Annotated in this window: 11 protein-coding genes and 1 pseudogene; 7 read left to right on the top strand and 5 right to left on the bottom strand. The window is 51.3% G+C overall.

The features are described 5' to 3' along the window. Positions 1 to 1,235 precede the first annotated feature (1,235 nt). The gene (locus NQ230_RS12795) at positions 1,236 to 2,165 is read left to right on the top strand and encodes a hypothetical protein (protein ID WP_257257902.1); all 930 of its coding nucleotides are present in this window, start codon (positions 1,236 to 1,238) and stop codon (positions 2,163 to 2,165) included. A gap of 27 nt (positions 2,166 to 2,192) precedes the next feature. On the opposite strand, the gene NQ230_RS12800 is transcribed toward NQ230_RS12795, so the two are convergent. Next, positions 2,193 to 3,167: a site-specific integrase gene (locus NQ230_RS12800; protein WP_257257903.1), complete on the bottom strand. Its 975-nt coding sequence runs from the start codon at positions 3,165 to 3,167 to the stop codon at positions 2,193 to 2,195. 254 nt (positions 3,168 to 3,421) lie between these two features. Between NQ230_RS12800 and NQ230_RS12805 the strand changes: the two genes are divergently transcribed. The 5 genes from NQ230_RS12805 (at position 3,422) to NQ230_RS12820 (ending at position 7,348) form a co-directional block, all read left to right on the top strand. Then, on the top strand, positions 3,422 to 4,909 hold the full coding sequence (locus NQ230_RS12805) for a carboxypeptidase M32 (protein ID WP_257257904.1): 1,488 nt from the start codon (positions 3,422 to 3,424) through the stop codon (positions 4,907 to 4,909). 156 nt (positions 4,910 to 5,065) lie between these two features. Continuing rightward, positions 5,066 to 5,605 carry a thioredoxin fold domain-containing protein gene (locus tag NQ230_RS12810; RefSeq protein WP_257261341.1) on the top strand — a complete coding sequence of 180 codons (540 nt, stop codon included), beginning with the start codon at positions 5,066 to 5,068 and terminating at the stop codon, positions 5,603 to 5,605. Positions 5,606 to 5,779: 174 nt separating this feature from the next. Continuing rightward, positions 5,780 to 6,247, top strand: coding sequence for an acid resistance repetitive basic protein Asr (gene asr / locus NQ230_RS12815; protein WP_050583699.1), 468 nt, complete (start codon positions 5,780 to 5,782; stop codon positions 6,245 to 6,247). Positions 6,248 to 6,340: 93 nt separating this feature from the next. After that, complete coding sequence (gene ydgU / locus NQ230_RS23070) at positions 6,341 to 6,424, top strand: small membrane protein YdgU (RefSeq protein ID WP_021241182.1); 84 nt, start codon at positions 6,341 to 6,343, stop codon at positions 6,422 to 6,424. A gap of 102 nt (positions 6,425 to 6,526) precedes the next feature. Next, a complete protein-coding gene (locus NQ230_RS12820; protein ID WP_219322420.1) occupies positions 6,527 to 7,348 on the top strand; it encodes a trypsin-like serine peptidase in 822 nt (273 codons plus the stop codon). 1 nt (position 7,349) lies between these two features. On the opposite strand, the gene NQ230_RS12825 is transcribed toward NQ230_RS12820, so the two are convergent. The 4 genes and pseudogenes from NQ230_RS12825 to NQ230_RS23050 all read right to left on the bottom strand — a co-directional run bounded on the left by NQ230_RS12825 (position 7,350) and on the right by NQ230_RS23050 (position 10,562). After that, positions 7,350 to 9,512 carry a bifunctional diguanylate cyclase/phosphodiesterase gene (locus NQ230_RS12825; RefSeq protein WP_257257905.1) on the bottom strand — a complete coding sequence of 721 codons (2,163 nt, stop codon included), beginning with the start codon at positions 9,510 to 9,512 and terminating at the stop codon, positions 7,350 to 7,352. Positions 9,513 to 9,595: 83 nt separating this feature from the next. After that, positions 9,596 to 9,925 carry a multidrug/spermidine efflux SMR transporter subunit MdtI gene (gene mdtI, locus NQ230_RS12830; protein ID WP_024909144.1) on the bottom strand — a complete coding sequence of 110 codons (330 nt, stop codon included), beginning with the start codon at positions 9,923 to 9,925 and terminating at the stop codon, positions 9,596 to 9,598. Next, positions 9,912 to 10,274, bottom strand: coding sequence for a multidrug/spermidine efflux SMR transporter subunit MdtJ (gene mdtJ / locus NQ230_RS12835; RefSeq protein WP_213820690.1), 363 nt, complete (start codon positions 10,272 to 10,274; stop codon positions 9,912 to 9,914). Before mdtJ ends, mdtI begins: the two co-directional genes overlap by 14 nt. A gap of 117 nt (positions 10,275 to 10,391) precedes the next feature. Continuing rightward, positions 10,392 to 10,562 (bottom strand): annotated as a pseudogene (locus tag NQ230_RS23050) (protein YdgV). Positions 10,563 to 10,695: 133 nt separating this feature from the next. Between NQ230_RS23050 and NQ230_RS12840 the strand changes: the two are divergent. Further along, a complete protein-coding gene (locus NQ230_RS12840) occupies positions 10,696 to 11,730 on the top strand; it encodes an AI-2E family transporter (protein WP_032638218.1) in 1,035 nt (344 codons plus the stop codon). The last annotated feature ends 3 nt before the right edge of the window (positions 11,731 to 11,733 follow it).

Genomic DNA, 11,733 nt, shown 5'->3' on the forward strand with positions numbered 1-11,733 from the left:
GGCAACACATCGACCGGAATCCACATGTTGCAGAGATCTGGAAAGAGGTACAAATTCAGATGCTGCCAGGACAGCCTGAAGCGTCTTACCTCTGTTGATGTGAAAAATGAGCATCTAAACCTTTTCACCCAACGCAAAGATGGCGTTTATCACTCAGAACTTTTCGACAGCGTAGAAGATGGGAAAGATGCTTTAATCGACTTTATTTTCAAAGTATGCGGCGTTCGCTGCAAGGTTGATTAAGTAAGCCCCCTCGCAATATGGAGGGGATTGCCATTACATCTTAACGCTTCAGGAGTGATGGAGAGAATCCAGCATTCTGACCTGCAACCTGCCAGCCACCACCTAACCCCTGAGAAGTCATCAAGATGCTTTCCATGTGGTCACCCATCATATCCTGCACTTCTGCCTGTGTTGTGTACGTAGAGCCATCAGGCATAGGGATATTCAGTGTCAGAGGTGCAAAGGTAGTCTTCACCTGAACCTGTACGGCCTGTGAACGAAGCCTTCCCAGACACTACGGTGAGAACCTCAAGGAGGGGGTATAGACAAAAGAAGTGCAAGTCTTGCCTACCATTTAATAATGACACAAATATAACAAGTTGTCAACAATTTATTAACATATGCGCAATCTTACAATTTAGTGCTTCACTTCGTTATAATAACGCTAGTTAATAAATTAAAAATATGATATAAAAGAGATATTCTGTTAAGAGTGTCTCAGAGTTAGTTTAAGGTCTGTTCAGTATTGGTGAACTGAACTATCAACAGAACGTCTTATCGTTAGTCAGATGTCTACATCAAGAAGACATCCATGTGATAAAACACTTCACAGTTACTCCTGACCTAATGTTAACAGGTGGCTTTGCCCCCTATCACGGTCATAAACTTGTATCTGTTAAGTTCTCTGTCAATAATTCTGTAAAGACCCGTATCGGTGAAAGCTGGTACGGGTTTTCTTATTTATGGTTATCATTGTGACGATACAGATTTCTCACCTTTCACATCAGCAGGTAAACTCACTCCACCTAACATCTGAAAGGATTAGCCAGAATGGGACATCTTAGCAGCTACACCAAAGCACAATTACGTCTTCAACCGTCAGGGTGCGGAGTTCCCGTGCCAGTCTCTACGGCTAAATGTGGAACACTCCAGCCCGACATGGAGCAATGGCTATGTAATAAATGCCATGCTGAATGGATGAAGTGTATGCAGGATGAGGAGGTAGATGAAAAATGAAAATGAAAGAAACCGTCTATAACATCTTTTTCTTTTCTCACGATGGGTTGTTCATCACTCATGCAGGAATCGTCCCTCACGAACTGGAAGGAAATGACCATGAGAAGCTGGAGTTCTTAAAACGCAGATTAGAAACTGACCTGGCTTCTTGTCGTTCATTTCATGAAATACATCCGTCCGTTCTGGATGGTGATAACAAGTTATCCCTTGCTAGGTATAACTCCAATTTAAGGGTTGGCAATCCTTTCGCACCGTTTGAGTTAGCACTTGAGTCTGTGAATGCCCCTGCTTCACCCTTAGTTATTGTTACGCCAGTTGTTCAGGGAAAACTACAACCCCAGATTCAGGTCTCTTTAGCAGAACAACTTAGAAACAAGCATATGCCCAACCATCACATTGAAGGTGTTAAGACCCTTCCTGATTACCTTGACAGCTATATGAACGAAGAAGGTTTTCAAATCGCTAAGCTACTTAACGATGACCATATGGAACCAATAAAGCTGCTATTTAATAGCAAGCATTATCTTGCAAGCTTTAAGCTATTGATGTCCTTCATTGATACAATCGCCTACATCGAATTTGGTAACACTAAGAGGGTGTTTCAGAATTGGCTTGATACATATTCAGCAATACAAGCACTTGGGATTACCTCTGATGAACTATATGAGTTAAGAAACTCACTTCTTCATATGACTAACCTCAATTCTCACAAGGTCACACAAGGTAAAGAGCGTCGCCTGAGCATTGCCATTTGTAAGCGAGGCCATCCAACTCAACATCATGATGGCATCGTGTACCTGAATTATACCGATTTTCTGTTCCTGTTCGATGAAGCAGTAAAAAAATGGGTTGATAGCTACAACGGAAGTAATAAGCAATTAACATTCATTGAGCGGTATGATGAAGTAGTAAGGGATAATTACTAATCTCAATATAGGGGCTTAATTGCCCCCTCACTGCATCACTGTGGCCTTATTTAACGCCAGAAGCATCTGTTTCAACGGCTGTCTGGTCTTATACACACGGTCTGACGTGGTGGTGTGCGCATGACCGAGTATGTGATATCGAACTGAATCCGGTACATCACAATCACGTAACCTGTCCGACAGGCTGTACCTGAAATCATGTGAACTGTGTTTCAAGCCAATTTGTTCAAAAGCAAACACAATTCGACTCCCAGCGGCATTGTTCTTTGACCAACCCAATGCTGGTTTAGCCTCCCATATCCCCATTCTCAGAAGTTCGTCGCTTATCGGTATGTCTCTGATAGAGGAATCATTTTTGACTTGCTTACCGCCCTCAGCATTGATGCTTATGCACTTGATTCCATCAACCTCACGGTAATCACACGGACGTAACTGTATTGCCTCCCCTATTCTCATACCTGTGTTCCAAAGAATCGCCAGAAGCCATTTCAGACCAGTGTAGTTTTGGACATACTCAGTCCTCATCACCTGGCTGTATTGTTCTGTGGTGACTTCGGTCTTATTGTTCACAGTTGTCACCTTCGCGTATGTCATTCCTTTCACAGGATTTACAGTCAAGTAGTCCCTTTTGCTTACACAAAAGTTGAACAGAGCCTGTAGCTTGATGAGCGCATCCTGCCTGCTTCGGGGTGCCTTATAGTGTTTCTCAAGAAAACCCTTGAACTCAGAAATGTGCTTTTTGCTGATTTCTTCGAGATGTCGTAAAGATTTTTTCTCAGCCCAATTAATGAACAGCTCTACGCTTCGTCTGTTAAGTTTCTCTGTACGAGGTTTCCAGTCGGAACGATTATCCCTACACCATTCTTCAAGTGCATCGGAGAGGCTATGTTGAGGCTTCTCAGTCACCGTTACCCTTGGTTCTTCCTCAACGTCTCCCAGACTGCCTAAAGCGATTAGAATCGCTTCATCAACTAATCTGTCACGGTATTTTTTAAGACTCACCCTCATTACCTCGAAAGATAGGCAAAGCTCTTTGCATTTCACAAACTGAATCGTGAGATTTCTGGCTCTCAGCTTTGCTGTCTCTGGATGTCGTGTCTTCAAGCTTACGGAAAGCGTCTTGTTGTTAAGTTTCTTTCTCCACAGATAACCATCCTTTGCAGAGTGGGTAAGATGAGTGCATGAAAAGTGCATGAATCGTGTAGGAATCACGTTAAACTCCCTTAACACTCCCAAAACGATAAGGAAGAACAAGAATGGAAAAAACATCGGCTTATCAGGCTCTCACCCGCACCTTCCAGCGTCTCTCCCGCTTCTCGCACCTCTCCTCCATCGCCAGCTGGGACATGTTCACCATGATGCCGCCAGGCGGCAGCGCCGCGCGCGGTGAAGCACTCGCGGAGATGAGCGTCCTGCAGCACCAGATCCTGACCGATAAAAAAGTCGGTGACCTGTTAGCGGCAGCGGCAGGAGAAGATCTGAATGGCGTCGAGCAGGCCAACCTGCGCGAAATGACGCGCCACTACCAGCAGGCGACCCTGCTGCCCGAATCGCTGGTGGAAGCCAAATCGCTGGCGGGCAGTAAATGTGAACACGCCTGGCGTACCCAGCGTCCCGCCAACGACTGGCAGGGTTTTTCCGCCAACCTGAAAGAGGTGGTCAAACTCAGCCGCGAAGAGGCTCGCCTGAGGGCGGAAGCCAAAGGCTGTACGCCTTACGACGCGCTGCTGGATATTTTTGAGCCCGATATGACCAGCGCGCGTCTGGACATTCTGTTCGGCGATATGAAGTCCTGGCTACCGGACCTGCTGGCAAACGTGGTGGAAAAACAGGCTCAGCGCTCGTTCGTTCCCCCTCAGGGCCCCTTCCCGACGGCAACACAGCGTGAGCTGGGCCTGGAAGCCATGAAGATGCTCGGCTTCGATTTTAACGGCGGCCGTCTGGACGTGAGTGCGCACCCGTTCTGCGGCGGCGTCCCGGAAGACGTGCGTATCACCACGCGCTATGACGAAGATGAACTGCTCAGCGCGCTGTTTGGGGTGATCCACGAAACCGGACATGCCCGCTACGAACAAAACCTGCCGCGCGCGTGGGCAGGACAGCCAATTGCTCTGGCGCGTTCAACCGCGATCCATGAATCACAGAGCCTGTTCTTTGAAATGCAGCTGGGGCGCAGTGAGGCCTTCCTCAAACATCTCCTCCCTGCGGTGCATGCCCGTTTTGGCAGCCAGGCGGCGTTCAGCGAAGAGAACTTTATTGCCTGGAACCAGCGCGTGAAGCCGGGTTATATCCGCGTCGATGCGGACGAAGTAAGCTATCCGGCACACGTGGTGCTGCGCTATGAGATTGAGCGGTCGCTGATCAACGGCGAGATCGAGGTGGACGATATTCCCGCCCTGTGGGATGAGAAAATGCAGGTCTGGCTCGGGTTGTCCACCAAAGACAACTACCGCAACGGCTGCATGCAGGATATCCACTGGACCGACGGCGGTTTTGGTTACTTCCCGTCGTATACGCTGGGGGCCATGTATGCCGCACAGCTGTTCCACGCCGCGAAAACGGCGCTTCCGGGTCTGCAGGCTTCCATCGCTGAAGGCGATTTTTCCGCACTCTTTGAGTGGCTGCGCCAGAACATCTGGCAGCACGGTAGCCGCTTCAGCACGTCGCAATTAATCACCCAGGCGACGGGCGAGGATCTGAATATCCGTTACTTCCGCGAACATCTGACCTCACGTTACCTTTAGTCCCTCTGCCGGAGCCTGCTCCGGCACTTTTCCCACCCTTTTCAATAAGAAAATGATTTAACACATGTTGTCATGATTGCATCGGGTGTATGAATGCATGTCCTCGCGACACAATAAAACTGCTATCGGGTCAGGATAAAAAAAATAAAAGGATGAATAATGAAAGGCATAATGAAAACGATGTTAGCTATTCTGTGTGCGACCAGTTTAAGCACTTTCGCAGCCACGGATAATACCCCGCAAGATGCGTTCAACGACATTACCCGCTCTCTTGCAGATCTACAGCCCATCACGTTTCAGGCTCCCGCTGAAAAATATAAGCTGCTGGTGTTTATTGATAATCAGTGCATTTACTGCAGCAATGTAGTGAAAAACGTTAAGCAATATACGGATGCTGGGTTGACGATGTCGTTTCTGACCGTTGCGCCCAACGCCATTCGCGACTCGGTGATTGAAGATATGGGGCGTGTCTGGTGTTCAACCGATAAGGTCAAAAGCCTGCAAAAAGCGATGGCGGGATTTTTACCGGATAACGACACGACTCAGGCCTGCTCCGATCTGATCGCGCAGCAATCTGCCCTGGCTGAACGACTGGGCATTAGCATTACCCCGGTAATGGTAGTGATCGAACCAGAGTCACGGTCGATTATAGGTAGTCAGTCACCTGCGGCTATTCTGGCGACACTGAACAAATAACAGAGGTCTGTACGAGCAGCGGCGTTAGGCCTGTTCGTACATTCTTCTCCCCTCTGTACATTCCGTTACACGCCGATACCAATCACTCACGGAAACCTCGAATTTACAGGGATATAGTTATTTCAACGGCCCCGCAGTGGGGTTAAATGAAAAACCAAATTCGAGGGTATGAGAATGAATAAAGTATTAGCTCTGGTTGTTGCCGCTGCTATGGGTCTGTCCTCTGCTGCGTTTGCTGCTGACACTACCGCAACTGCTGCACCGGCTGCCGCACCTGCTGCAACCACCACCGCTGCGCCAGCAAAAGCGGTTCACCATAAGAAACATCACAAAGCTGCAGCGAAAAAAGAAGCCGCTGCACCAGCAACCGCAGCACCAACCGAGCAGAAAGCTCAGGCTGCCAAAAAGCACCACAAAAAAGCCGCTAAACCGGCTGTAGAGCAGAAAGCTCAGGCCGCTAAAAAGCACCACAAAAAAGCGACCAAACCAGCTGTAGAGCAGAAAGCTCAGGCTGCTAAAAAACATCACCACAAAAAAGCTGCTAAACCAGCTGTAGAACAGAAAGCTCAGGCTGCTAAAAAGCATCACAAAAAAGCAGTAAAACACGAAGCTGCTAAACCAGCTGCACAGCCAGCTGCGTAAGAGTACAAGCTTAACCGTGCCCTTCGGGGCACGTTGGTAAACCGGCGCTGAACCGGAACAGGTTCCGCGCCGTTTTTTTTATCCGGAGGGCGTATGCTGCGACGCTATCGGTTTGAGCTGATTCTGATCCTGCTTATTTTATGCGCGCTCATCGCCAGCCATTTTTATCTTTCCTGATTGTAGCACGCTGATTTTACTCCCACTTTAGCGCTGTCCCGTCTATAGTATTTTCATAGGGTTCACTTTTAATAATCATAATTACCCCCACCAGAGTGTGATATGCGTAAATCTGTTGTGTTGTTACTGGGAACGTTTAGTCTTTTTTCTGGATTCTCACATGCGGATGATGGCGGTGATGACACCATTAGCGCGAAAGAGCTAAAGACGCTTTTTTTCGGTCATGACGATCGTACGCGCGTCGCCGATCCCACCCAGGCCCCCTGGGATGCAATAGGTCAACTGGAAACCGCCAGCGGTAACTTATGTACCGCGACGTTGATCACTCCACAGCTTGCCCTGACGGCAGGCCACTGTCTGTTAACACCGCCAAACGGCAAGCCGGATAAAGCGGTTGCCTTGCGGTTTGTGTCGCAAAAAGGGACCTGGCGCTATGAAATCCACGGCATTGAAGGCCGGGTCGATCCGTCTCTCGGCAAACGTCTGAAACCGGATGGTGACGGCTGGATAGTGCCACCGGCGGCCGCCTCATGGGATTTTGGCCTGATCGTTTTGCGCTACCCACCTTCAGGCATTACGCCGCTGCCGTTATTTGACGGCGACAAAGCCGCACTCACCGCCGCGCTGAAAGCCGCCGACCGCAAAGTGACGCAGTCGGGCTATCCTGTCGATCATCTGGATACGCTTTATACGCATACCGACTGTATTGTGACGGGCTGGGCGCAAAACAGCGTGCTTTCGCATCAGTGCGATACGTTGCCGGGTGACAGCGGTTCGCCGCTGATGCTGAAGACGGAAAACGGCTGGCAGCTGATCGGCGTCCAGAGCTCTGCCCCGGCGGCAAAAGACCGGTGGCGCGCCGACAACCGGGCCCTGTCCGTTACTGGTTTCCGCGACCAGCTGGAAGCGCTGGCGCAGCAGTAAATCAGCAGCGTCTGACCTTACGTAACGCTCTGATTGAATCAATCGGCATCGGCTGGCTGAACCAAAAACCCTGCAGTTGATGGCAGCCAGCCAGCCGCAGCAGTTTCATTTGCTTCTCGGTTTCCACCCCTTCTGCCACCACCGCCATGCCCAGCGCATTGGCGATCCGCACCGTGCCGCTCACCAGCGCTGCCGCCTGTTCATCGTGGTCCACCAGCCCGGCCAGGGATTTATCGATCTTGATAGTGTCGAAGTTAAAACGCCGCAAATAGCCAATGCTGGAATAGCCGGTACCAAAATCATCCAGCGCCACCGCGGTGCCCAGCGCTTTGAGATTGGCTATCGCCATGCGGGCACGCTCCGGATTCTCCAGCACATAGCTCTCCGTGACCTCAAGCTGCAGCCGGTGGGCCGGGAAACGGGTGCTCTCCAGCACGCTGGCCACTTTTTCTTCAAAGGCGGGATCGCGAAACTGCGCGGGCGAGATATTAACGGAAAGCTTTAATTCACCGTACGGCTGCAGATCCTCACAGGCCCGCTGCAATACAAACTGACCCAGTTTGTAAATCAGCCCGCTGGTCTCCGCAATGGCGATAAAGGTATCCGGACCAAGCGGCCCCTCAGGGCGACGCGGCCAGCGGACCAGCGCTTCGACGCTGCTCATTGTCTGGCTGCGGGCGTCAATAATCGGCTGATACCAGACCTCAAACTCATCGCGCTCCAGACCGTCACGAATCTGATTTTCAATCGCCAGCTTGCGTTCCCGGACGCTGTTCAGCTCCGCGTCGTAGTGGGTGATACGCCCTTTCCCGCTCATTTTGGCGTGATACATGGCAATATCGGCGCGGCGAAACAGTTCCGAGCTGTTGCATTCAGTCAGGGTTCCGCTGGCGATACCGATGCTGGCACCGATATGGATTGTGCGTTCCCCCAGCAGAACCGGGGTGGAGAGATAATCCAGCACGGAAACGGCAAAAGCGGTAGCCTGCGCCTCTGCATCATCACCGCCAATGGTCATGGCGAACTCATCCCCGCCCATGCGCGCCAGCATCCCGCCGGGCGGCACGCGTTCATTCAGCGTTTTCGCTATCGCCACGATGAGATCGTCACCGACGCTGTGACCGTAGATGTCATTCACATCCTTAAAGCCATCGAGATCGATAAACACCACGCTTTTGACGTCGGTATCACCTCGTAAACGCACCCGATCCAGCGCCTCGATGAGCGCGCGCCGGTTAGGTAAATGGCTTAGCCAGTCCGTTCTTGCGACCAGACGCGCCTGGCTTTCGCCGCGCGCGAGTTTGTACAGCCCCACGCTGCTCACCAGAATGAAAAGCAGGATCAGCGCCGACGCCAGCACCACAATCTGCCTGATGTCAGAAGATGCCGCCCGGGCGGCCTGCGCGCCCGGAAGCCGCGCCTGCCAGTTCAGAAATCCGACTAACTCCCCTGCTGCACTGTGAAGCGGCATGCTGCGCTCGTTAATTTTGCCTGGGGTAAAGTTGAGGTTATCGATCTGAAAGGTGCCGCCCAGGTCGGATAGGATTCTGGCGTTAAGATGGCGGGTAATGACCAGATAGCGACGCGTTCCGTCGTGAACCTGTAACCTGCCGACCATCGGGCGAATCAGCCCAATGCCGACAAAGGCCACGCCGGTGCGCGTCTGGCTGATCCCCGCATAGATATTTTTTTCACCCGCGAGCGCGCGCCCGTGCTGGTCGATAAGCGCTTTAAGGCCTTTACCAAAGAAGTCGAGGTTTTTTTCGTTAAAGGGTCGGCTTTGAAACGATCCCCAAAGGACGTTGAAATGCTCATCCAGCACGAAGGTGCCGTCATAGAGGTTATTGATTTTAAAGCCGGCTCCCCAGGTGTTGTACAGCCAGTCGGTATCGAGCGTGGGACGGTAGGCCTCCCGCACCGCATCGTCCCAGACGGCATTATCGAGCACCAGAGAGGAGACGCGGTTAACCGAAGTCTGAATGGCCCCCTGCACGGAAAGCGCCGTGCGGTGTTCATCAATTTCGTTGGTTTTGGTACTGATAAGATGCAGGGAAAGGTAGAGCAGTGCGACGATGGAGATGATTAAGCCGATCCCCGCCATGAAGACCATGGCAAACAACGTTCTCGCATTGGGAATATTGCGCCAGCTTAATGTGCGATACATCAGCCATCCTCTTCATGTTTTGCTTTTCTAAGCGTAATACAGGCAGCGAATTTCGCTGCCTGTAAATCATGGTTCGAGGTCTGTCAGGCAAGTTTTATCATGATCATGCCGGCAAGCAGCAGTATAAGCCCCATCCAGCCCTTGTTATTTAAGCGCTGGCCGAAGAGTACCCAGCCTGCGGCCAGCGTGGCGGCGATACCAAAACCACCCCACAGCGCATAAGCCACCGAAAGATCGATCCCTTTTACCGCCTGGGACAGGGCGCTGAACGCCCCCAGCACCGCGGCAATCGACATCAGGCCATAGAGCTTACGGCGAAAACCATCCGAGAATTTCAGCAGAACGTTCGCCAGGATTTCCAGCACGATGGCGAGCCCCAGCCAGGCCGCATGAACCCACTCAAACTGTTGCATGGTTCTGCTCCTTCTGCGGTTTGCCCGGCTTTCGGGTACCGGATTTAATCAGCACAATACCCGCGACCAGCGTCGTTAATCCGGCGACCTTCATTGTTGTTAATGTTTCGTCAAATATCAGCACGCTGAACAGCGTAATCAACAAAATACCGATCCCTTCCCAGAGTGCATACGCGACGCCCAGCGCAATTTTTTTCACCGCAAACGAGAGGAAAATATAAGAAAGCGAAATCATCACCAGCATCAAAATAAAACCGGTGTTGCCATCGCTGATGCTTGCCCACTTCATAGACAGCGTGCCGGTAATTTCAGCGATAATTGCCAGCGCTAATAGGATCCAGTAAAACATGTTTTTCTCCTGCTTGAGAATATAATCCATCGTGGCCCGCTGCGTGCAGCAAACCAAAAAATACGAATTGAAATCAGACAGCTAAGCGCTTAGCGCCAGCTCAGGCAGAAGAAATGACTATAGTGCGGTGCGCCAGTGTTGCTCACCAGAAAGCAGGCAGAAGGAGGTGGAGTATACAGCGGTATTGTTTGAAGAGTACGTCCTGAACATATTGTCCATAAAATTACAATTATCCGCGTTGTTGCTTCTCGTCTTTGCGGATGAAAATTGTCCTCAGTAGTTAAACACACCAAATTTGTACCATAAGCTAGGATTTTACTCAAAGTCTTTGCAATTCTTTACCCATCCCGTTTGATTTTGGTTAGTTTATTGCAACGCCTTTCACCTTTATTATAAATAAAAAGATTATTCCGGAGTCACCATGGCTAAACCCATCATTACCCTGAACGGGTTAAAAATTGTCATCATGCTGGGCATGCTGGTGATCATACTGACAGGCGTTCGTTTTGCCGCCGATATTATTGTGCCTTTTATTCTGGCCCTGTTTGTTGCGGTGATCCTTAACCCGCTGGTACAGCGCATGACGCGGCTACGCATTCCGCGCGTGCTGGCCATCACGCTGCTTATCAGCATCATTATTGTGGCGATGGTGTTGCTGGTGGCGTATCTGGGTACCTCGCTAAATGAGCTGGCGCGAACGCTGCCGAAGTACCGCTCTTCGCTGGCGATACCGCTGCTGCAGCTGGAACCCTGGCTGCAGCGCGCGGGTATCGAAGTCTCGGTTGAGGAACTCCTGAAATATATCGACCCCAATGCGGCCATGACGATCGTCACCAGCCTGCTGGCGCAGCTTTCCAATGCCATGACCTCCATTTTCCTGCTGTTTTTAACGGTGGTGTTCATGCTGCTGGAGGTGCCGCAGCTGCCGGCAAAGCTGCAGCAGATAATGGTCCGCCCTGTTGAAGGAATGGGGGCGATTCAGCGCGCGCTGGACAGCGTCTCACGCTATCTGGTGCTGAAAACCGCCATTAGCCTGGTCACGGGCGGCGTCGTCTGGGTGATGCTTCTGGCGCTGGACGTTCGCTTTGCGTTTGTCTGGGGGCTGCTGGCGTTTGCGCTTAACTACATTCCCAACATCGGCTCCGTGCTGGCGGCGATCCCCCCTATCCTTCAGGTGCTGGTTTTCAGCGGGCTTTATGACGCGCTGATCCTGCTGGCCGGATACCTGGTCATCAATCTGGTGTTCGGTAACATTCTTGAGCCGCGCATGATGGGACGAGGGCTGGGACTCTCCACGCTGGTGGTCTTTTTGTCCCTGATTTTTTGGGGCTGGCTGCTCGGGCCCGTTGGGATGCTGCTCTCCGTCCCGCTGACCATCATCGTTAAGATTGGCCTGGAACAAACGGCGGGCGGGCAAAGTATCGCCGTGCTGCTGAGCGATATGAGCCATCAATAGCGG

It is taken from the genome of Enterobacter asburiae, from assembly GCF_024599655.1.
Lineage (GTDB): Bacteria > Pseudomonadota > Gammaproteobacteria > Enterobacterales > Enterobacteriaceae > Enterobacter > Enterobacter asburiae_D.

Excerpts from the sequence above, each read along its gene's own strand:
- NQ230_RS12795 (WP_257257902.1), top strand. The coding sequence starts at position 1,236 with ATGAAAATGAAAGAAACCGTCTATAACATCTTTTTCTTTTCTCACGAT.
- NQ230_RS12805 (WP_257257904.1), top strand. The coding sequence starts at position 3,422 with ATGGAAAAAACATCGGCTTATCAGGCTCTCACCCGCACCTTCCAGCGT.
- asr (WP_050583699.1), top strand. The coding sequence starts at position 5,780 with ATGAATAAAGTATTAGCTCTGGTTGTTGCCGCTGCTATGGGTCTGTCC.
- ydgU (WP_021241182.1), top strand. The coding sequence starts at position 6,341 with ATGCTGCGACGCTATCGGTTTGAGCTGATTCTGATCCTGCTTATTTTA.
- NQ230_RS12820 (WP_219322420.1), top strand. The coding sequence starts at position 6,527 with ATGCGTAAATCTGTTGTGTTGTTACTGGGAACGTTTAGTCTTTTTTCT.
- NQ230_RS12825 (WP_257257905.1), bottom strand. The coding sequence starts at position 9,512 with ATGTATCGCACATTAAGCTGGCGCAATATTCCCAATGCGAGAACGTTG.
- mdtI (WP_024909144.1), bottom strand. The coding sequence starts at position 9,925 with ATGCAACAGTTTGAGTGGGTTCATGCGGCCTGGCTGGGGCTCGCCATC.
- mdtJ (WP_213820690.1), bottom strand. The coding sequence starts at position 10,274 with ATGTTTTACTGGATCCTATTAGCGCTGGCAATTATCGCTGAAATTACC.
- NQ230_RS12840 (WP_032638218.1), top strand. The coding sequence starts at position 10,696 with ATGGCTAAACCCATCATTACCCTGAACGGGTTAAAAATTGTCATCATG.